Annotated in this window: 16 protein-coding genes; 10 read left to right on the top strand and 6 right to left on the bottom strand. The window is 55.1% G+C overall.

Annotated features, from left to right (window positions below; all coding sequences use genetic code 11):
* Positions 1-170 precede the first annotated feature (170 nt).
* From glgC to mltB, 7 genes are all read left to right on the top strand, one after another.
* Positions 171-1,448 (top strand): glucose-1-phosphate adenylyltransferase, encoded by a 1,278-nt coding sequence (gene glgC / locus R5L00_RS11020; protein WP_107694843.1) that lies wholly within the window; start codon positions 171-173, stop codon positions 1,446-1,448.
* Positions 1,449-1,533: 85 nt separating this feature from the next.
* A complete protein-coding gene (locus tag R5L00_RS11025; RefSeq protein ID WP_317651706.1) occupies positions 1,534-3,237 on the top strand; it encodes a glycoside hydrolase family 57 protein in 1,704 nt (567 codons plus the stop codon).
* A gap of 269 nt (positions 3,238-3,506) precedes the next feature.
* A complete protein-coding gene (locus R5L00_RS11030) occupies positions 3,507-5,531 on the top strand; it encodes an alpha-amylase/4-alpha-glucanotransferase domain-containing protein (protein WP_317651708.1) in 2,025 nt (674 codons plus the stop codon).
* Positions 5,532-5,705: 174 nt separating this feature from the next.
* A complete protein-coding gene (fdxA, locus tag R5L00_RS11035; RefSeq protein WP_107694900.1) occupies positions 5,706-6,029 on the top strand; it encodes a ferredoxin FdxA in 324 nt (107 codons plus the stop codon).
* A gap of 25 nt (positions 6,030-6,054) precedes the next feature.
* Positions 6,055-8,820 (top strand): PD-(D/E)XK nuclease family protein, encoded by a 2,766-nt coding sequence (locus R5L00_RS11040; protein ID WP_317651710.1) that lies wholly within the window; start codon positions 6,055-6,057, stop codon positions 8,818-8,820.
* Positions 8,817-12,386, top strand: a complete 3,570-nt coding sequence (locus R5L00_RS11045; RefSeq protein WP_317651711.1) for a UvrD-helicase domain-containing protein — start codon at positions 8,817-8,819, stop codon at positions 12,384-12,386. The genes R5L00_RS11040 and R5L00_RS11045 overlap by 4 nt, the downstream gene beginning before the upstream one ends.
* A 34-nt stretch (positions 12,387-12,420) precedes the next feature.
* Positions 12,421-13,416 carry a lytic murein transglycosylase B gene (gene mltB, locus R5L00_RS11050; RefSeq protein ID WP_107694836.1) on the top strand — a complete coding sequence of 332 codons (996 nt, stop codon included), beginning with the start codon at positions 12,421-12,423 and terminating at the stop codon, positions 13,414-13,416.
* Positions 13,417-13,502: 86 nt separating this feature from the next.
* On the opposite strand, the gene R5L00_RS11055 is transcribed toward mltB, so the two are convergent.
* The 3 genes from R5L00_RS11055 to R5L00_RS11065 are packed head-to-tail and all read right to left on the bottom strand — an operon-like array spanning position 13,503 to position 17,261.
* A complete protein-coding gene (locus R5L00_RS11055; protein WP_107694834.1) occupies positions 13,503-14,576 on the bottom strand; it encodes an ABC transporter ATP-binding protein in 1,074 nt (357 codons plus the stop codon).
* Between the two features lie 13 nt (positions 14,577-14,589).
* Positions 14,590-16,281, bottom strand: a complete 1,692-nt coding sequence (locus R5L00_RS11060) for an ABC transporter permease (protein WP_107694833.1) — start codon at positions 16,279-16,281, stop codon at positions 14,590-14,592.
* A 2-nt stretch (positions 16,282-16,283) separates the two neighbouring features.
* The gene (locus tag R5L00_RS11065; RefSeq protein ID WP_317654168.1) at positions 16,284-17,261 is read right to left on the bottom strand and encodes a Fe(3+) ABC transporter substrate-binding protein; all 978 of its coding nucleotides are present in this window, start codon (positions 17,259-17,261) and stop codon (positions 16,284-16,286) included.
* A gap of 452 nt (positions 17,262-17,713) precedes the next feature.
* Here R5L00_RS11065 and R5L00_RS11070 point away from each other — a divergent pair, with 452 nt between their 5' ends.
* A complete protein-coding gene (locus R5L00_RS11070; protein WP_107694832.1) occupies positions 17,714-17,980 on the top strand; it encodes a hypothetical protein in 267 nt (88 codons plus the stop codon).
* A gap of 160 nt (positions 17,981-18,140) precedes the next feature.
* The gene (locus R5L00_RS11075; protein ID WP_107694830.1) at positions 18,141-18,461 is read left to right on the top strand and encodes a heavy metal-binding domain-containing protein; all 321 of its coding nucleotides are present in this window, start codon (positions 18,141-18,143) and stop codon (positions 18,459-18,461) included.
* Positions 18,462-18,546: 85 nt separating this feature from the next.
* Here R5L00_RS11075 and R5L00_RS11080 read toward each other — a convergent pair whose 3' ends face one another.
* A complete protein-coding gene (locus tag R5L00_RS11080) occupies positions 18,547-19,245 on the bottom strand; it encodes an SDR family oxidoreductase (protein ID WP_107694829.1) in 699 nt (232 codons plus the stop codon).
* Positions 19,246-19,410: 165 nt separating this feature from the next.
* Here R5L00_RS11080 and R5L00_RS11085 point away from each other — a divergent pair, with 165 nt between their 5' ends.
* On the top strand, positions 19,411-20,226 hold the full coding sequence (locus R5L00_RS11085; protein ID WP_317651717.1) for an SDR family NAD(P)-dependent oxidoreductase: 816 nt from the start codon (positions 19,411-19,413) through the stop codon (positions 20,224-20,226).
* A 30-nt stretch (positions 20,227-20,256) separates the two neighbouring features.
* Here the strand turns inward: R5L00_RS11085 and R5L00_RS11090 are convergent, their stop codons facing one another.
* Positions 20,257-21,339 carry an AI-2E family transporter gene (locus tag R5L00_RS11090; RefSeq protein ID WP_258192726.1) on the bottom strand — a complete coding sequence of 361 codons (1,083 nt, stop codon included), beginning with the start codon at positions 21,337-21,339 and terminating at the stop codon, positions 20,257-20,259.
* 219 nt (positions 21,340-21,558) lie between these two features.
* Positions 21,559-21,969, bottom strand: coding sequence for a heme-binding protein (locus R5L00_RS11095; RefSeq protein WP_317651719.1), 411 nt, complete (start codon positions 21,967-21,969; stop codon positions 21,559-21,561).
* Positions 21,970-22,004: the final 35 nt, after the last annotated feature.

Consider the following 22,004-nt stretch of genomic DNA (forward strand, 5'->3'; position numbering starts at 1 on the left):
GAGGTTCTGTAAAGCCGTCGGGCTCAAGTTTATCAACCTTTGTATCGCACGTATCCAAGCTCATTGCCGCATACCGTGCGCGCGCGAGCCCCGCTCACTCTACAGCGCTCAGTTGGAGCTACTGGAGGGTGTAACAAAATGGAGATCCAACCCATGCAGAAGAATTTCACATGAAGCAGGACGCCGACGCACGTTTTTATAGCCACCTAACGAGAAATTCGATGGCGATAATACTGGCTGGGGGGCGCGGTAGCCGGCTACGTCAACTGACTGACTGGCGCGCAAAGCCAGCGGTACCGTTTGGGGGCAAATTCCGGATAATTGATTTTCCGCTTTCAAATTGTGTTAATTCCGGTATCCGCCGTATCGGCGTTGCGACGCAGTACAAGTCACAAAGCCTGATCAGCCATATTCAGCATGGATGGGGATTTCTTGATGGGCGCTTTCAGGAATTCGTGGAATTGCTGCCGGCGCAGCAGCGTATCGAGGAAACCTGGTATCAAGGCACCGCCGATGCCGTGTATCAGAATATCGATATACTTCGGGTTTATAATCCTGATCATGTGCTCATCCTGGGTGGGGATCATGTTTATAAGATGGACTACAGCAAACTCCTTGCCTGGCACGTGGAAAAGTCCGCAGATATGACTGTGGCATGTGTCGGGGTCCCGGTAGCGGAGGCAAGCGGGTTCGGGGTCATGAACGTAAACGAGGATTGGCGGGTCATAGGCTTTGACGAGAAACCAGCCCATCCGCCCTCTATGCCCGGTCAGCCTGGGTACGCGCTTGCCAACATGGGCGTCTATGTGTTCAATGCGCAATTCCTATTCGAGCAGCTAATTCGTGATCATGATGACCCACACTCTTCCCGTGATTTTGGTAAGGATCTGATTCCGTACCTGGTTCCACGGCACCGGGTATATGCTCACCGTTTTGCTGATAGTTGCGTCAACATGGTATCGGGTGTGCCATACTGGCGCGACGTCGGGACCGTGGATGCGTACTGGGAGGCAAATCTTGACCTCACCCATGTCACGCCGGACCTCAATCTATATGACAAGGACTGGCCAATCTGGACTCACCAGGAACAATTGCCTCCGGCCAAATTCGTTTTCGACGACGATGACCGGCGGGGGCAGGCGCTTGACTCAATGGTTTCCGGTGGTTGCATTATCAGCGGGGCGACGGTTCGCCGGTCATTGTTATTTTCCAATGTGCAAGTGCGCAGCTACAGCAGTATCGAAGACTCGGTGATATTGCCTAACGTGGATATCGGCCGACACGTGCGCCTGAGACGCGTCGTAGTGGACAAGAACTGTATCATTCCTCCTGGACTAACGGCAGGCTTTGATCCGCTGGAAGACCAAAAGCGGTTTTATGTCACGGAAAACGGCATTACGCTCATAACGCCTGAAATGCTCGGGCAAAAGATACATTATGTCAGATGAGAACGAATCACTGCGAGGGATGACGGTAGTGAACGCCGTGTTTGTGTAGGGTATATAAGGCTCCTTTAATCGGGTTTGAATCGACATGCAACAATTACATTTTGTCTTGCTTTGGCACATGCACCAGCCGGATTACCGTAATTACGAGACCGGCGAATTCATGTTGCCTTGGGTTTACTTGCACGCCATCAAGGATTACAGCGATATGGCGGCCCATCTGGAAGCCCACCCGTCGATTAAGGCGGTAGTTAATTTCGTGCCCGTGCTCCTGGATCAATTGGAGGATTACGCCGCGCAGTTCGCCTCCGGGAAGTTGCGGGATCCGCTCCTGCGTGTACTCGCTGCCCCGGATCTTGACAAGATTTCTACTGAGGATCGTCTGCGGACGTTTGATAGTTGCTTTCGCAGCAATCACTCAACCATGATGCAACCGTATCCCGCATACAAGCGGTTGCATGAGATGCATGAAACGCTGCGGCAACGTGGCGAGGCAGAGTTGGGCTATCTCTCCGGGCAGTATCTTGCGGACTTGCTCGTTTGGTATCACCTGGCATGGACGGGTGAGAGCGTGCGCCGAGGCAATGAGACGGTGGTACGGTTAATGACGCAAGGCAGGTGTTTCAGTTATGCGGACCGGCTTCAGTTACTCGAGGTGATCGGAGAGCTGATTCAGGGATTGATCCCTCGCTATCGCAAGCTCGCCGAGTCGGGGCAGATCGAATTGTCCACTACTCCGCATTACCATCCGCTAGCCCCATTACTAATCGACTTTTCTTCCGCGCTTGACAGCATGCCCAATGCCAATTTACCGGCGGAAAGCAATTACCCGGGTGGTCGCAGCCGTGTTGCATGGCACTTGTCGTCTGCCACCGAAGCTCACACGCGGCGTTTTGGTATAAAGCCCAGCGGTGTATGGCCGGCTGAGGGTGCGGTATCAGGGCCACTATTGGAAATTCTGGCTGAGCAACACTGCCACTGGACTGCAAGCGGCGAAGGCGTGCTCGCCAACAGTCTGCGAAAATCATTTCCCGCCGCGCCCTTGCCTGAAAGGAGTCGCTACCTATACCGCCCATATAAGGTTAATGGCCGCGCCGATAGCGTTACCTGTTTTTTCCGCGACGAGAGACTTTCAGACATGATCGGCTTCGAGTATTCAAAATGGTTCGGGCGCGACGCGGCTGAGCATCTGGTCCATTCGCTCGAAGATATCGCCCGTAATGCGCCCCCTGGGGAGTGCCCAGTGGTCAGCATCATTCTTGATGGCGAAAATGCGTGGGAATATTATCCCTACAACGGATATTACTTTCTCAATGATCTCTATGAGATTCTGGAGAACCATGAATCGATCCGGGTCACTACTTACCGAGACTATATTTCGTCATTGCATCCCGCAGAAGTTACGACTCTCCCGGTGCTGGCCGCGGGCAGCTGGGTTTACGGCACATTCTCCACCTGGATCGGCGACCCGGACAAAAATCGCGCGTGGGATTTGCTCTGTGCCGCCAAGCATAGCTATGACCTGGTGATGCAAAGCGGACGCCTGACTGACGAGGAGAAGCAGAAGGCGGAACGACAACTCGCCTCCTGCGAAAGTTCTGACTGGTTCTGGTGGCTGGGCGATTATAACTCTCCCTATGTGGTGGCGAGCTTCGACCGTTTGTTCCGCGATAACCTTGCCAATCTGTACGGGCTGCTTCGACTTCCGGTGCCCGAATCCGTATATGAACCGATCAGCCAGGGCGGTGGGGAGACGTCAGAGTTGGGAGGCGCCATGAGACGGGCTTCCTGAGGACGTGCTTCGTAAACGCCGCCGTAACGAGATTATGCGCTCCTGTCTGCCTTGCGCTAATTTTTGCTGTGATTATGGCTGACAAGTCCAGCACAATTCGATTTAAACAAGCACTTCTGATCAGTTTCGCGAAATGGCTGCCTGCTGTGTGCCGTGGATATCTACGTGTTGGTTAGCTGGCAGCGGCGGCCTGTCTTTTAGCGCGAATTCTTCGCCGTTAAACGTTTTTCTATTTTCGTCGTTAAACGTTTTTCTATTCGAGGAACTTGATGACCCAACCCGTTTCTCTGCTTTTCGGCGTTCACGCTCATCAGCCGGTCGGCAATTTTCCCGAAGTGCTTGCAGATGCACACCAGCGTTGTTATAAGCCGTTTCTCGAAGTACTTTACCGCTACCCGCAATTCCGTTTTGCGTTGCACATTTCCGGCTGGCTTCTGGATTATCTGATCGACCACTATCCTGAAGACATCGCGCTGCTGCGCGAGATGGTAATACGGGACCAAGTCGAGTTATTCGGCGCGGGTGATACAGAGCCGGTCCTTGCTGCGATTCCAAATCGCGATCGCATTGGCCAAATCGAGATGTTTTCGGACAAACTGGAAACGAAGCTGGGCAAGCGACCGGTTGGCGCGTGGTTAACCGAGCGCGTGTGGGAAGCAACGGTGGTTCCGGCGTTGGCAGATTGCGGAATCCGCTACGTGATCGTGGACGATTATCATTTTCTCTGCGCGGGCAAAACCGCGGCCGAGCTGAATGGCTATTTCACCACAGAGGAGGACGGGCGCGTACTCGATCTGTTTCCTATTTCGGAAGCTTTGCGTTACAGGTTGCCATTTTCTCCGGCGCACGAAGTGGTGGCCTACATCGAGTCCCAGGCTCACGCGAATGTGGGTGGGCGGGGTATAGCCGCTATTTATTTTGATGATATTGAGAAATTTGGCATCTGGCCGGAGACCTATCACTGGGTGTACGAAAAAGGCTGGCTGGATAATTTTATTCAGGGAATCCTCGCCTCTTCCGTGATCCGGACTCAGCACTATAGGGATTATCATATCGCCGAAAAAACAAGAGGCATTGTGTATCTGCCGACCACATCCTATATCGAAATGAACGAGTGGACGCTTCCTGCCGAGCCCGCCAATATATATGCCAGCCTGGTGCGTCAGGCCAAGACGGCCGGATGGTATGAAGGCCAGAAGGCATTTCTTCGCGGCGGCATCTGGAAAAATTTCTTTTCCCGTTATCCTGAATCCAATTGGATGCATAAACGCATGCTGAGCCTTTCATCACGCCTTGCCCTGCTGCGGGAGCCAACGCATGACGAAATCATGAAGCGCAAGCTCTATGAGGCACAGGCAAATGATGCGTATTGGCACGGGTTGTTTGGCGGACTGTATCTACCCCATCTGCGACGCGCGGTATTCAGGGCGCTGATTGAATTGGAGGCCATGCTCGACGCGTGCGAGATGCGCGCTGCACGATTCGTGGAAGATACCGATCTGGACGGCATCGAGGAGTTGTATCTCCAGAACGGCCGTATCCAGGCGGTGCTGAAACTGGACGGTACCGGCAGTATCTGCGAACTGGATTCCTACGCGCTCAAGCATAATTTTGGCGATACGTTGAGGCGGCAGGTCGAGCATTATTATGAGCACCTTCATAGAAGCGGAAGCGGCTTCCAACATAATGGGGCAGGCATTGCGTCGGCACACGAGAGAGTAAGTTTCAAGCATAAAATTGATGCCGCAGACCTGGAAGCTGACGATCATATGCGAAGTTTATTCGTTGACCGGCTGAACGGCGGATTTATAACTTACCAGCATCCTGCAGGTCCTGCTGAAGGCCCAGGTTGGAGCGTCGGACTATTATCGGAGTCCGTGCTGAAAAACATCGAGCTTGCCGGTAACGGGGTATACGTATCGTATCGTTTTCTCCCCCGGGCCAGTGGTGTATTCAGCACCGAAATCAATATAGCGATGCCCAGTTGCGACGGATGGGGCGGACGCTATATCCACGATGGCGCGATTCTTTGCGGTTTTGGACAACTGCTTGAACTCTCGGCCATGACCGACCTGACCCTGGATGATAATGTGCTCGGGGGCAGCGTAAAGCTGAAGATTTCATCCCCAGTGGCGTTAATCGCACAACCATGCTATTCGGTGTCACAGTCTGAAGGCGGGTTTGAAAAAATCATGCAGGCGGTTACTCTCACGCTGGAGTGGGCGTTGAGGATGGATGAAGTGGTGGTTTCGCTCGAAATCAGCGGGGGGCAGGGCATCACAATCGCTGCCTGATTCTGAAGCAGGATATTATCGACTTCATGTTGGGAACCACCGGCTTTACTACAGCCTAAAGCGGATGAGCGCATGGCATCCACGGCAGCCTGTGGTGGTCGTAGAGTTATAGCGGCGCCTATAAAATTTCTGGTAAAATCGCAAATTCTCAAAAGAGCTCAGCAAGGATCTGTCATGACTTACGTAGTAACTGAAAGTTGTATCAAATGCAAATACACTGATTGTGTGGATGTGTGCCCGGTGGATTGTTTCCGCGAAGGGCCCAATTTTCTGGTGATTGATCCTGATGAATGCATAGATTGCACCCTGTGCGTGGCTGAGTGTCCAGTGGAGGCTATTTTCTCCGAAGATGATGTGCCGGCAGACCAGCAGCATTTTACCGCTCTGAACGCGGAGCTATCGAAAGCGTGGAAGCCCATTATCGAGAAAAAGGACGCTCTGCCCGAAGCTGATGATTGGGCTAAAGTATCAGGCAAGCTCGAACAGCTGGAGCGCTGACCGGACAGCGGTGGCTTGTCGCCGCGTGTGTTCCATTCTGAATTTTCCAAAAGTCCCCCCTACCGACGTTTTTGCGCACCTTGCCGCCGGCTTGAAAGCCGGCGTTACGGTCATTACCCCCAATCGACGACTCGCGATAGCGCTTAAGCGCGAGTTTGACGGGTTCCAGGCTGCAAAAGGGATATCCGTCTGGGATTCCGCTGACATCCTCCCGATCTCCGCCTTCATGCTCCGCATCTATGAGGATGCGCTTTACTCCGATCAAGGAAATTTCGTCCCGACGCTCCTGACACCTGCCCAGCAGCAAGTGCTATGGGAGAACGTCATCTCAAATTCGGATGAGGGCGCGGCGTTGCTGTCGGTCGCAGAAACCGCGCGACTTGCTTGCGAGGCATGGGACGCTGCGCATGAGTGGCAGCTTATTTCCAGGCTTCGGAACTTCCCGCACAACGAAGACGGCAAGGCCTTTCAGAAGTGGTCCGAGCGCTATGTAAAGGTTACCGGTGGTAGGCGACAAATAGACCATGCGCAGCTTGGCGATCTAGTCACAGGCTTGTGTGCGAACACAGATGTCAGCAAGCCCAAACGTTTGATCTGCTATGGATTTGATATCGTTGCGCCACAACAGGCGCGGCTGTTGGCCGGTCTGGCCGAGGCCGGTTGTGAAGTGGTGCTGTCACGACCTGAACCTCAGCTACAGTTGCAAAACCCCGATTTGCGACGCATGGAAAGTGCAGATCGCAACGACGAGGTTTATCACGCAGCGGTATGGGCGCGCGCACGCGTCGAGGCCAATGGCTCTGCCCGCGTCGCAATTGTGGTCCCCGCTTTCTCTGAATATAGAAGCATCATCATGCGCGTCTTCAGGTCCGTAATGGACCCCGATGTACGCCGATCCCTGCCTGGGGTCTCGAGGCCAACGTTACCGTTCAACGCATCGCTCGGTCAAACCCTTCTCTCCTATCCGCTCGTCAGTGCTGCATTCCTGATACTCGAACTTGGCGGAGGCGAAATTGAATTCGAACGGGCAAGTCTGCTGCTCAGATCGCCGTTCCTGGGTGGCGGGGAGACTGAAATGGGTTCTCGCGCCCGACTCGATACGCGCCTGCGCAAACGTTCCGAGCCCTCCCTTACGCTTGAAGCACTGCTCACCCTGCTTGAACTGGAGGATGCGCATAAACATTGCCCGATACTGGGGCAGAATTTATCAGCCTATGCACAGTTCCGTAAAGCATATCTTTCAGGCTCCCAGGCACCTTCCCAACTCGCCAGGGCGATTTCGGAAGCGCTACGGATGGCGGGATTTCCCGGCGAACGCGAACTCGATTCCGCTGAATATCAGACGTTGAAAAAATGGCAGGAAGTGCTGGCAAACTTCGCCAGCCTCGACCTGGTATTGTCTCGCACCAGCTACAGGGCAGGGATATCTCGCCTGCGTCGCATGACAAGCGAGACAATGTTCCAGCCCGAGACGCCCGATGTCCCTATCCAGGTACTTGGCGTTCTGGAAGCTGCCGGGATGGCCTTCGACCATCTCTGGGTCATGGGTTTATCGGCTGAATTCTGGCCGCCACAACCACGTCCGAACCCGTTTCTCCCCGTCGAATTACAACGTGCTGCCGAGTTACCGCAAGGTTCTGCGGTTGCATCGCTCGCGCTAGCGAGCCGGCTTACCAATGCATGGTTCTTGTCCGCGAACGAGGTTGTTCTGAGTCACCCGCGACACGTCGGGGGATCAGATGCCCGGGACACTCCACCCAGCCCGTTGGTGGCCGATATCGCGATTGGCGAGCTTGTGTTACCTGATTATCCCGATTACGGCCGGCTTATTCACCACGCGCGGCGGCTGGAATGTATAGAAGACCACACCGCGCCAGCACTCGACCAGTCGCAAAGCGGAATTGGCGTGGCTGGAGGCATGGCGGTAATAAAAGATTACGCCACCTGCCCGTTCCGTGCATTGGCCTTGCATCGTTTCGGCGTTGAACGAATTCGTGCGCCTTGTGCAGGACTCAACGCGATGGAGCGCGGCACATTGGTCCATCACATACTCGCCCAGGTATGGGGGCAACTCAAGACTAAAAGCGGTCTCGATTCCATCAGTGAGAAAGATCTTGAATCGATACTCATGCATGCCGCGACAGAGGCGGTGGCCCGTATCCAACGGCAGCGCCCCGGGCTTTTGTCCGGCCGATTCGCAGAGATAGAGCAAAGGCGGCTTCTACGCTTGGCGCTGGGATGGCTGGAGGAGGATAAAAAGCGCAGTGGCTTCGCGGTAATAGCAATCGAGGAGAAGCGCCGGGTCCAAATCGGCGAGCTTTCGTTGACCACGCGCCTGGATCGAGTCGACGAACTCGATGATGGGCGGCGCATTATTATCGATTACAAAACGAACGCACCTTCCGTAGCCACGATGCTTGGCGAACGGCCAGAGGAACCGCAACTGCCGTTATATCTCGTCACGGCCGAACCCGAGGCCGTAGCCGTGGCGTTTGCACAGGTGAAGGCCGGCGATATGTGCTTCACGGCAGTTGCCCGCGATAGCGATCTGCTGCCGAGGGGAAAGGCTTTGGGCGAGTCCCGCTACCGCGAACGGTACAGCTCATGGGAAGACCTTGTTGCTGCCTGGCGTACCAATCTTGATCGTATCGCGGCGGGTTTCGTCAGCGGGCGCGCGGAAATCGAGCCTCGAAAATATCCCGATACCTGTCGCAATTGTGATGCAAGACCCGTATGCCGGGTCTACGAGCGTATGGAGAGCGGTATTGCCGACGAGGGGGACAAAAAGTGAGTCGCGAATTGCCCATGTCCGGAAATGCAGATGCAAACGCGCCAAACCTCGATCCGCCGGACCTGGACGAACGTCTCCGTGTCCTCGATACTGCCCAGTCTTTTATTGTTCAGGCGCCCGCCGGTTCGGGAAAGACCGGGCTTTTGATTCAGCGCTATCTCAGCCTGCTTGCATGCGTCAATGAACCTGAGGAAATTGTTGCGATTACATTCACGCGCAAGGCTGCTGCGGAGATGCGCGAGCGCCTGATGAGGGCGCTTATTCAGGCGGCCGGCGCCCCCCACCCGGGCAAAATTGCTGAAACCCGACATGAAGGAACCACGCGGGAATTGGCAAGCGCGGCTCTTCATCGCGACATTCTGGCTGGCTGGCATATTCTCGATAACCCTGCTCGACTGCGTATTCAGACGTTCGATTCATTGTGCGCCTCGCTGACACGTCAAATGCCCATACTGTCCGGATTCGGCTCGCAACCAGAAACCGTGGAGGACGCGTCCGACCTTTACCGCGAGGCTGCACGTTCGACTATACGTCTTGTCGAGGGCGGGGACGACGTGGCGCGGGATGTCGAACGCTTGCTCGAGCATCTCGATAACGACGTCGAGCGTCTCGAAACACTCCTCATCGGAATGCTGGCCCAACGCGACCACTGGCTGCGCCATATTCATAGCAAGGATCGGGATGAGTTGGAAGCGGCGTTGAGGAATACGCGATACGAAGCGCTCAAGCGCTTGTGCGGGCTATATCCTGCCGCGGCCCGGGATGAACTGATCGCGCTGATACGGTATGCGGCGAGTAACCTCAGCGCCATCGGCAGCGATTCGGCCATCGTTGCGTATGAGCAATGCGGCGACCCGACGGGATTTCCCGGCAATGACGAGCAGGATGTTCGCTGCTGGGAGGCCATTGCCACCCTGTTGCTTACAAAAGATGGGGGCTGGCGCAAGCAGTTTACCGAGAGGGAGGGCTTTCCCCCAGAGCCCAAGGCCAGGAAAATTATGGCTACGTCCTGGAAGGAGCGGGCGCGGGCGCTGGGTTCGCTGTTGGCGGAAAATGATAGTGGTTCGCTGTGCGAGGCGCTAAAGGACATTCTCCAGCTGCCTCCGTCCACTTACACGGACGCGCAGTGGGACATCCTCCAATCGATCACGCGGCTCTTGCCACGGGCAGTTGCGCAGCTCAAGCTCGTGTTTCAATCTCTTAACCAGGTGGACTTTACCGAAGTGGCGCAAGGCGCGCTACGAGCGCTCGGCGATCTACACATGCCGACCGATCTTGCGCTTGCGCTCGATTATCGCATTCGACACTTACTGATAGATGAGTTCCAGGATACCTCGATCAGCCAATATGAGTTGCTCGAAAAGCTCACTTCCGGATGGGAGCCAGATGATGGCCGCAGCATGCTGGCGGTAGGAGACCCCATGCAATCCATCTATCGTTTTCGCGAGGCTGAGGTCGGTTTGTTTCTTCGCGCCCGTGCGGCGGGAATTGGAAATGTCACGTTGCAGCCGGTCACTCTTTCCGCCAATTTTCGGTCCCAACGAGGGATAGTGGATTGGGTGAACGCCACCTTCTCTCAGGTAATGCCAAGGCGAGAGAATATAACTATCGGGGCGGTATCCTACACGGAATCCGTTGCAACGAACCGCCTGCTATCGGGTTCTGCGGTCAGCTTACACCCTTTTATTAATGATGACCGCGCTGCCGAGGCGAGCAGAGTGGTGGAGATTGCCGCGCAAGCTCGTGATCATTCCGCCACAACCACGGCAATTCTCGTGCGCAACCGCAGTCATCTTGTCGACATCATACTTCTGCTTAAAGAAGCCGGCTTGCGTTTTCGCGCAATTGAAATCGAGGGGTTGGGTCGCAGGCCGGTGGTTCAGGATCTGCTGGCGCTGACGCGGGCATTGGCGCATCCAGCGGACCGTGCAGCTTGGCTGGCATTGCTGCGAGCCCCATGGTGCGGCCTCCTGCTGGCGGATATTCATGCGCTCGTTTCCTGGAATGCCGCCTTGACTGTTGAGTGCAACGATGTGCCCCAAGAGGGAGACGAAAGCGCGCCAGAAAGAAACCTGGAGGCAGGCAATGGAACGGTATGGGAATGGCTTTCCGATGACGCTCGGGTTGCCTCAATCTCTGCCGATGGGTATCAGCGGCTGCTGAGGACGCGCGAGGTGCTCCAAGCATGCATGGAGAATCGCTGCCGCCAATCGTTACGTTCGACTGTTGAAGCGGCGTGGCTTGCGCTGGGGGGGCCTGCAGCTATTGAAGATCCGACCGATTTTGAAGACGCGGCCATTTATCTCGATTATCTCGAAAAACAAGAGGAGGCCGGCAGTATTCTTAGCCTGGCCGCGCTGGAGGAAGGGCTCGAGCGGCTGTTTGCCTTGCCGGACGTAAAAGCGGATGACAGGCTGCAGATCATGACCATCCATAAGGCGAAGGGACTTGAGTTTGATTGGGTAATCGTACCCGGGCTGGGCCGATCACCGCGCAGTAACGATAAGAAACTCTTCATGTGGATGGAAACGGTACGGTCGATTTCGGCGGTGGGTAATGCAAATCGCAGTAACGATCTGCTGCTGGCGCCGATCCAGGAAACGGGAGCGGCCGAAGATCGCACGTATTTGTGGCTGGAAAAACTTGAACGCGAAAAAGAGCGCCTGGAAGATGAACGGTTGCTCTACGTCGCCGCGACTCGCGCGAGGCAGCGTCTGCATCTGCTTGGCAGTACCAATGCCACCTCGGGAAAAGACGGAGGGCTGGAGCTAAAGCCGCCTCCCACTCGGGCCTTGTTAAGCAGGATTTGGGCATTGGTAGAGTCGGACTATGCGCAAGCCGCGGCGCAGGCGATGTCCTCAAGCTCATTGTTTAGGAGCAGTGGCGGGTCGGTCGCGGGAAATGCGGTCGATCAATCATTGCGGCGCTTTGTGTCAGGTTGGGTATTACCGCCTCCGCCGCCGCCGGTACTATGGCTGGCCCGGCCGCAAGCCGCGCCGGCGCAGGGCAGCATCGAATATTCCTGGGCGGGAGAAGCTGCGCGCCTTATCGGCAACGTCGTGCACCGCTGGCTACAACGTATCGCAACCGAAGGCATTGAAAAATGGGATGTGGCGCGCATCCGGGTTTTGCGAGATACTTTCAAAGGTCAGTTGGTCGCCTGCGGCATGGTCAACCATGGAAGCGATATGGATACGGCTATCGAACGTGTGATGATGGCGCTCACCCACGCAGTGACTGATCCTCGCGGCCGATGGCTGCTCGGGGCGCAGCAGGGTGCCCACAGTGAGTTGCGTATGACTGCGATTTCCGGCGAGGAGTATTTTGATCATGTCATCGACCGTACTTTTCACGATATAAATGGACAACGCTGGGTCGTGGACTACAAGACCAGCAGTCACGAAGGGGCCGACGTCGAGGATTTTCTCAATCGCGAGCAAGAGCGCTATCGGTTTCAGCTCGATCGTTACGCGAACCTTATGCGCCTGCTCGACGGCCAGCCGGTAAGGCGTGGTTTGTACTTTCCGTTACTGAAGGGATGGCGGGAATGGGGCGATGACGTGTGAAAGTCAGCGTGCGCCCTTTTCTGATCGGAGGATTATGCGATTTCTGATAGTTATGCTGGGCTTGCTTGCGCTTGCCGGATGTGCGTCAGCCTCGACAACTGCGCCATCGGCGCCACTGCGGCCGGAGATCGAGGCTTTTATCAGTGAGATGGTGGAGCGACACGGGTTTACTCAGGCCGAGCTTGAGGTCACTCTTCGCATGGCACAGTTTCAGCCGGCGATTATCAAAGCGATTTCCCAACCGGCTACTTCGAAGCCGTGGTATGCATTTCGTCCTCTCCTCGTCAGCCAGCAGCGCGTGACAGATGGGGTTGCGTTCTGGAATAACCATGCTGCGACGCTGGAGCGGGCGCGTAGAGAGTTCGGCATCCCCGAAGAGATTGTCGCCGCAGTGATCGGGGTAGAAACAAACTATGGCGTGCAGAGCGGCAGACATCGCATTCTGGATGCGTTGACCACTTTAGCCTTCAATTATCCGAAGCGCGCGGGATTCTTTCGGGCCGAGCTGGAGCAGTATCTTTTGTTGAGCCGGGAACAGGGAATGGATGTGCTTAGCATCAAGGGGTCTTATGCCGGAGCCATCGGCATTCCGCAATTCATGCCCAGCAGTTACAGGCGGTACGCGGTTGATTTTGATAGTGATGGCAAAATCGATTTATCCGGCAGCCCAGCGGACGCGATCGGCAGTGTGGCGAATTACCTGAAGAGCTATGGCTGGGAAGTTGATCAAGTTGCAGTCGTGCCGGCCCTGGTGAATGGCGCCGATTACCGCGAAGCCGTGTTCACAGGGACCAAGCCATTTTATACCTTAGTCGAACTGAGGGAGCGGGGGGTCATTCCCCGCGAGAAATCTCCTGCTGATCTTCCGGCTACGTTGATCGAGTTGGAGAATAACGACGGAAACGAACACTGGCTGGGTTTCAATAATTTCTTCGTCATCACCCGTTACAATCGCAGCGTGAATTATGCGATGTCGGTGTTGCAACTGGCCGATGAAATCCGGGCAGCAAGAAATTCAGATTCTCAGTAGGCCCGAAACATCAACTTATCGCAAGCATCACGCTCGGTAACGCGCTGGCGTGATAAGCAGAGGTCCCTTTTCGCCTTGGCTGCAAGCTAGGGAGCCACCTGGTTGAACGCTACCACGTGATCCGCTTCCAGCCTGATGCCGATTTTCTCACCTATGGCATGATTATGGTGGCTGGGCACGAGCGATAGCGCGGTACTGCCGCCGGGGAGGCGCAAGGTGTAGAGAATATCCGCTCCCCGGAAAGCCTTGTGCAGCACGATGGCGCTGACGGGGCTGGCATCATCGTGCACGATATCATCCGGCCGGATGAGTACGTCCACCGCGCATCCCTCGCGGCACAGCTGGCACGTGGGGCCGCAGCAATGTGCGACCTCGCCCTCCAGAATTCCCAGTTCTATCTCCACATGACGCGGGTCAAGCATCTTACCCGCGAGAAATACTCCTTCACCTATGAAGTCGGCAACAAACCGGTTCGCGGGCTTATGATACAAGTTATAAGCGGTGTCCCACTGCTGGATTTGTCCCTGATGCATAACGCCGATCTCATCAGCAATGGCAAACGCCTCTTCCTGATCATGCGTCACCAAAATAGCCGTAGCATTTTGATTCTTAAGAATATCGCGTACTTCGAGACTTAAGCGACCGCGCAAGGTTACGTCCAGGTTTGAAAAAGGCTCATCCAGCAATAGCAGATCAGGTCGCGGAGCAAGTGCTCGGGCGAGGGCAACCCGCTGTTGCTGTCCGCCGGACAGTTGGTGGGGATATTTTTCTGCGTCTTCCGAGAGACCTACTGTGTGCAGCACCTCGGTGACGCGCACCGCACGCTCGGCGTTTCCCATGCGATGCAGGCCGAAGCCCACGTTCGCGCGAACGGTTAGATGAGGAAACAAGGCGTAATCCTGAAATACCATCCCAATATGGCGCCGTTCCGGAGGAACGCAGATGCTCGCATTGCTTATCAGCGCGCCGTTGAGCCAAATTTCACCGGCTGAAATAGGCTCAAATCCGGCGATGCTTCGCAGGACCGTGGTCTTCCCGCATCCGCTTGGACCCAGCAGGCAGCCGATCGCGCCTTTTTGCAGGGTGAGCGACAGATCCTCCACCACCGTTTGCCGTCCATAGGCATGCCGAATATTCCTGAGCTCAAGCAATGCGTTCATGGACGGTGTTCAATTATTTCTCAGTTTGCCGCATAAGAAAGATAATGGGAAGCAGCCCCGCCAGCACCAAGGTCACCGCAGGCAACGCGGCCTGTTCCCATTCGCCCTCTGAAGTCATTTCGAAAATTCTCACCGCCAGCGTATCCCAGCCAAAGGGCCGGGTCATCAGGGTAATGGGCATTTCCTTCATTACGTCCACGAATACGAGCGAGGCGGCGGTAAAAATTCCCCCTTTCAAAATGGGCAAATGCACACGTCGTAGCGCCGCCCACCCGGTCAAGCCGAGTCCCCTGGCGGCTTCATCGATGTTGGGGGTGATACGGTGCATGGCGCTATCTATGGGACTATGACTGACCGCCAGGAAACGCGTCATATAGGCGATCAGCATGGTGGCGAGCGTGCCCTGCATGAGCACTCCCGCTTGAATATCGAATAATCGCAAGGCGACGTCGCTGAGCTGGTTATCCAGCCATGCTATCGGAATGAAAATACCCACTGCCAGAACTGCGCCAGGCAAGGCATAGCCTATGGTGGAGATGCGGACGGCGGCGCGAGTAACGCGATCGGGATGTCGCCTTGCGGCATAAACCATGAGTAGCGCGACGCCACAGGTGAGCACCGCCGCAACTGCCGAAAGTAGCAGTGAATGCCAGAGAAATTCGAGGTAGCGCTGATCAAAATCACGAGCAAAAACACCTGCTGCCCAAATGCTTAGCTGACTCACCGGCAAGACAAATGCAAAGAACAGGGTGCCTGACGCGAGGGCGGCAATTGACCATGCACGCCAGCCCGAGAGCGGAATGCGGTCAATTCTTGCACTTTGCCTGGTTTCGGCATAGCGCATGCCGGATCGAAGTTGCTGCTCTATCACGATGACAGCAAAGACGATCACAATCAGCACTGAGGCGAGCTGGGAGGCTGCGGCCAAGGAAAACATGCCGAACCACGCTTTGTATATGGCTGTGGTGAAGGTGTCGTAATTGAAGACGGCGACGGTGCCGAAGTCCGCGAGCGTTTCCATCAACGCCAGCATTACACCGCCGGCAATCCATGGTCGGGCCATGGGCAGGGAAAGTCTGAAGAATCCCTGGGTACGATTGAAGCCCAACGATTGTGCCGCCTCGAGTGACCGTTTACCCTGTGTGATGAACGCATTACGTGCCAGAAGGTAGACATAGGGATAAAACGCGAGAACCATGACAACGACAACACCCGGCCCACTCCGTACGTTTGGAAACCAGAGCAGATCCGATTGTAGCGACACGCGCAGCGTCGTTTGCACCGGGCCGATGTAATCAAACAGACCAAGTGCGACGAATGCGGTGACGTAAGCGGGTATTGCGAGCGGCAGCAGGAGCGCCCAGGAGAAGAAACGACATCCGGGAAAGTCGCACACCGCGGTAAACCATGCCAGGCTTACTCCCAACAATGCGGTGCCTAGAGATACTCCTAATGCGAGCCAAAAGGTATTCGCCAACAGGTCGGGAAGTGTCGTTTCAACCAGATGCTGCCACACATCGCTCGCTGGGGCGAAAAGAGAGGAGAGGACTGTGCCGACGGGTATCAGTACAAGCGCAGCGATAAAAACCGGAATCAGACGCCAACCTGTCGAGATATGAGCGGCGCGACGTGACGAGCTGTAAACAGGATCAGTACTTGTGTTGGTGCCTGTTGAATTCAGTACCTCCCCATTCACGCCCTTCATGCCTATCGATAACCCGCCCGATCCATCAGCTTGACTGCTTCCGCCTGCAATTCACCCGCTTTGTTAACGTTTATGGTGTTTTGTTTGAACGTGCCCCAGGCGGCGACAGCGGGGTCAGGTTTTATCCTTGGGTTGACCGGGTATTCCATGTTCACGTCTGCAAACAGATTTTGCGCTTTCTCCGAGGACAGGAATTCCAGTAACCGGATGGCCCCCGGAACATTGTTTGCGTAGCGTGTAACACCCGCTCCCGAGATGTTTACATGGACCCCGGCGCCATCCTGGTTAGGCCAGAAAATTGCGAGCGGCAGCGCGGGGTTTTTTTCCATCAGGCGCCCATAATAATATGTGTTGGCAATGGTGACATCGCATTTTCCCGCCCCTACAAATTCCATTGCCCTCGTCTCATCGGACAGCGGATCGGTGGCGAGATTTGCAACCCAGCCTTTTACGACTTGTTCCGTCTTGAGTTCGCCATGCTCTTCAATCATCATTGCTACAAGTGACTGATTGTAAACTTTCTTCGACGTACGAAGACAAAGTCGTCCCTTCCACTTCGGGTCGGCGAGGGCTTCGTAGGTCGAAAGATCGGAAGGTTTTACTTTTTGTGTGTTATAAATGATAGTGCGGGCACGCACTGACAGACCGAACCACTGATTGCCGGGATCGCGAAGATAAGCAGGAACATTCGACTCCAGCGTTTTGGACTCTACTGGTCTTAATAGTCCTTCCCGAGCAGCTTCCCATAAGTTGCCCGCATCCGCGGTAATAAGCACATCGGCGGGCGTGTTTTTTCCTTCCGCCTTCAGGCGCGCGAGTAGTGCGCCTTCCTTGTCGGTGATGAATTTGACGGTTGTACCGGTTTCTTTAGAGAAAGCGTCGAACATCGGCTTGATCAATTGCTCGATGCGGGCTGAGTAGACGACGACCTGATCGGCATGTGATGCGCTGGCGCCAAACAACGTGACACAGCAGAACATTACGGTAAGATAGCGGTTGAGGACTTTGCGAATAATGTCCTCTCCGGAACGCCGGGCGAAGTGAGGAGCGGAAAGGATGGGATGGGCAGCCGAAGATCCGAGCAGAGATCCGGATTGCGAATCTGCTTTTGCGGCAGTCCGGCACAGTTGGGCGCCCGCCAAGCCCCCAGAGCCCCATCTCACACGGTTTGTTGTAAAATCGGCTACTCGCGTTGCACTCCCATGCAGCGTCCTGAACAGAGACGGGCAAACCAGTTCCTTCACCGCGCGGCTTGAGTTTACCCCGATTTTGCCCGCTCTTCTTTTAACTGAGCGCTCCACCGGGGCAGTGTTCATCGGTTCCTTAAAGCAGGAGTTCAACATTTTATTCTCTCCGTATGTAAATAGCATGCTCGGTCAGAACCATATTATAAATGATAACAATTATCAGTAAAGCTCCGCATTAATATATCATGGATAAACCAGAACCGATTTCGTCTTATGACCGGCTGAAAGAGCTTCTCGCCATTCCTGAGAGACAGCGCACCGAAGCGCAATGGGACGAAATTAACGAGCTTGAAATTACGCTTACTCCTGTCAATCGAGTTGTAACATCGGAGCGCATGATTCGGCGTCCGGCCCCCGCTTCGCCCGATCAATGCAAGCCGCGGGAGCATGTGCAGGGAAAGCGGCCATTGAAGAAGTTGCGTAAAAGACCGAAACCGGGTGCCGCATCATGAAATGTCGCGCCGGAGCTGGGCGAGTTAAGCCGTGGCCCTTATGGCTGGGCATGGGCTGCCGCGTCCACTGCAATTGGCAACTGTGACAGGGCACACGGGAAATATCAGTGAATCCGCCGACTTATATTGTTAACTTAAAAATAGTGCGAATGGGAGGAATATGCTGCTAACGACTACTCCAGGCATAGAGGGAAGGCGCGTGACGAAGTACCACGGCATCGTTGCGGGAGAGGCTATACTCGGCGCTAATTTGTTCAAGGACCTTTTTGCGGGGATCCGCGACCTGGTGGGGGGGCGCTCGGCGACTTATGAGAAGGAGTTGCAGCGCGCACGGGATATTGCTCTTGAGGAATTACGCCAGCGCGCGCAGGACCTTGGCGCCAATGCGGTGATCGGAATTGATCTCGATTACGAGATAATGGGCAAGGAGAATGGCATGTTGATGGTTTCTGCCAGCGGGACGGCCGTAACCGTTGAGTAAGCGGTTGACTGTGCTTGTCAAGGTCAGCCCAGGATGTTCTTGCCGGGACTGAACATGGCCGGTGTTTAAGCAGATTTCGTTTCTTCTACCAGGGTATCGCTTTCCCATCGTAAGCGATGAATTTACCCGAGTCATCAATGGTAAGGCGGCTGATGACCTCGCGCATTCCTGATACGCTCTGCATGCTGGAGATCAATGCATGAGGCCCGCCCATATCGGTTTTCACCCACCCGGGGTGTAATACCAAGGCGATGATTCCAGCTGGCTTCAGATCTATGGCGAGCGTCTTGACAATCATATTCACCGCCGCCTTGCTGGACCGGTACATGTAGCTGCCGCCGCTGTTGTTGTCCGCGATACTGCCCATTTTGCTGCTGATCGTCACAACGGTTTTTTTATCGCTTCGAACGATATGTGGCCGAAATGCCCGGACCATTTTCAAGGTGGCCATCGTGTTGATAAGAAATGCACGCGTCCATGCTTCATCATCGCTATTATTTAAGGCGCCTCCATGAGGATCGGTGTATACGCCTGCATTGTTGATCAGCAGGTCGATTGGTTGACTGGCGAGCGACGACGCCAGTTGGTCGATCCCGGGATGATCAGCGACATCCAGTCGTTGTACCGAGATTTGCCCAGGATATTGCGCCGCCAGTGCGTTAAGGGCATCTGATTTATCAGGTTGGCGGGCGCAAGCCACGACATGCCAGCCGTCTGCGGCATACTGCCGGGAAAATTCCAGTCCGATTCCGCGATTGGCGCCAGTGATCAATGTAGTTTTCATAACCCTCTCCTATTGGAAAGATGGTGTTGCCGCGCACGAGCAGAAATAACGTGGGATCTGACAAGTCATTACTCAGATCAGCTTTATCCCGAAGTATTGTTTCGACTGCGCGCTCCACCATTATGAATAAAAAGCGAAACGAAGTGAAACGATAAAGGACAGAGAATGACTCAGCGAATAGCGCTGGTAACCGGCGCATCCAGCGGTATTGGAAGGGCTACCGCGGAATTGCTTGCCAAAAACGGCTATTATGTATTTGCCGCGGCACGGCGTATGTACAGGCTGGAACAGATACGTTCCGATCACATTGAACCTGTTGCACTGGATGTCGCTGATGAAGAAGCCATTCACGGGGCAGTAGACCATGCCATGTCAACGAAAGGGCGCATTGATGTACTGGTAAATAATGCCGCCTACGCTCAGTTGGGCGCAATCGAGTGCGTTTCGATGGAAGCGGCGCATCGCCAGTTCGAGGTGAACGTGTTCGGTTACGCCCGCTTCATGCAGGCGGTCTTGCCACACATGCGGGCGCAGAAGTCGGGGCATATCGTAAACGTTACTTCGGCCTTGGGTAAGATGACTATTCCGGGGTTCGGCTGGTATACCGCTTCCAAGCATGCCCTAGAGGCGCTGTCCGAGACCCTTCGCGGTGAGGTGATGGAGTTCGGGATCAACGTGGTGGCTATTGCGCCAGGTTTAATAAAGACGGAATTCGTTCCCAACCAGTTGAGATTACTGGAAACCGTTTTGCATCCGGAGATTTATGGAAAGCTTATCGCCGGCGTCCATAAGATTGTATCGCATGAACCAAGATCGCCGGGCCCCGAGATCATCGCCCGGGCCGTGCTCGATGCCATTACAAGTTCGACTCCACCGCTGCGCCATGCGTTACCGCTCGATGCCAAGCTGGCGGTTGGCGCCCGATGGCTGCTGGGCCCGCGTTTGTTTGAGTGGGTGGTACGTCGCCAGATGAAACCCTAGCTCCTGCGTTTCATCAACCAGCAGCTTGGTTTACGCGTGTTCATTCCTGGAGGACGAAAAGAGGTCCCAGGCAGCGATGAATAATGCCGCGATGACCGGACCAATGACGAATCCGTTAAGACCGAAGAGAACCAGGCCTCCGAGGGTCGAGATGAGTACGACGTAATCGGGAATTTTAGTATCCCGGCCGACGAGAATGGGCCGCAGGAGATTATCCACCATTCCGATCACGAAGACGCCGAACAGGATCAGGGTGACGCCCTGCCCCACAGCCCCGGTAAGCAGGAAATAGACGGCTACCGGACCCCAGATCAGGCCGGCGCCAATCGCAGGCAATAGAGAAAGCAGGGCCATTACGGATCCCCATAACAATGCGCCTTGTATGCCCAGGAACGAAAACATTGCGCCACCCAGCGCTCCTTGTATCGCGGCCACAGCAATGTTGCCTTTTACGGTGGCGCGCACAACAGTAGTGAATTTGCTGAGCAGATGCCGTTTGTGTTCCAGGCTCAGCGGAATTGCCTGATTTATCTTGGACGTCAGAATGGCCCCATCCCTCAGCAGGAAAAACAGCAGGTAAAGCATGATCCCGAAACTGACGATAAACTCAAACATGTTTTGGCCTATATTCAGGGCTTCAGCTGCGATGAGCTGACTTCCCTGCAAGGCACCGGTTGAAAGTGCATCCTTAATGCCGGAAATGTCCGAAAGCCCAAAACGGTCCAGCAAGTTGACGATCCATGGCGGTAACGCGTTCATGATTTGCTGGAAGTACGTCCCGAAATTCAATTCGCCGGACCGGATTCTCTCGTACACAGTCAGGCCCTCCTGCAGCAGTGAGCCCGCGAGTACAATGAACGGGAGAATTACGATGATTAGGCAAAAGAGTAGGGTAGCGAGCGCCGCCAGGTTCCGGCGCTGGTCCATGATGCCCAGTAACCGGCGGTGAAAAGGAGCAAATATGATGGCTAGAACGGAAGCCCAGAACACCGTGCCATAGAAGGGCAACAAGATCCACACAAACGCCACCGAAACGACGATCAATAGCAACAGGAAGGTTTTTTGTTGAAGCTCCGGGGAATTCATGTCGTCCAGGGTTCCAGTGGGAGGCATTCAGGAGGGTGTAGCTCAATCCTACCTTAACCCGGCCCGAAGTGGGAGAGCAGGATGTTCAGAAAAACGGCAACGGATGACTGGCGCGTGGGGCTGGAACTACTCGTACCGCAGGTGGAACCAGGAGGGATCAAAGAGGGGAACCGCCGGAGCGACATTAATAGCTGCTAAAGTATACGACCGCAAGGACTCCCGGCAAAGCGCTTGTAGGACGCCAAATCAGCGCGTCCCTCGCAATCCCTTCACTCCGGCTTGCGCGATCCGTGCATCCTCATCGGATCTTACGCCACTTACGCCTACCGCACCAATGAATTGCCCTTCCACCACAACAGGTAATCCGCCCTCGATTGGCAGCGTTCCGGGAAGGCAGAGATAGCGCAACCGTCCTTCGCCAACATGCTCGTCCCATACCTTTGTCGGGCGGCGGAAGGCGATAGCGGCACGTGCCTTCTGGATCGCCACTTCAATGCTGCCGAACTGAGTGTTGTCGCGCCGCAAAAGATGTATGAGGTGACCGCCATCGTCAACGATCGCGATCACAACCGCCCAGTTATTGCGACTGGCTTCTTCTTCCGCCGCAGCGGCAATATTTTTGGCGTCCTGGAGTGTGAGCGAATAAGCGTTATTCATGACGTCTACGGGAAAGCTGGTTACGATATTAAATG

Origin of the sequence: Nitrosospira sp. Is2 (genome assembly GCF_033095785.1) — a bacterium.
Lineage (GTDB): Bacteria > Pseudomonadota > Gammaproteobacteria > Burkholderiales > Nitrosomonadaceae > Nitrosospira.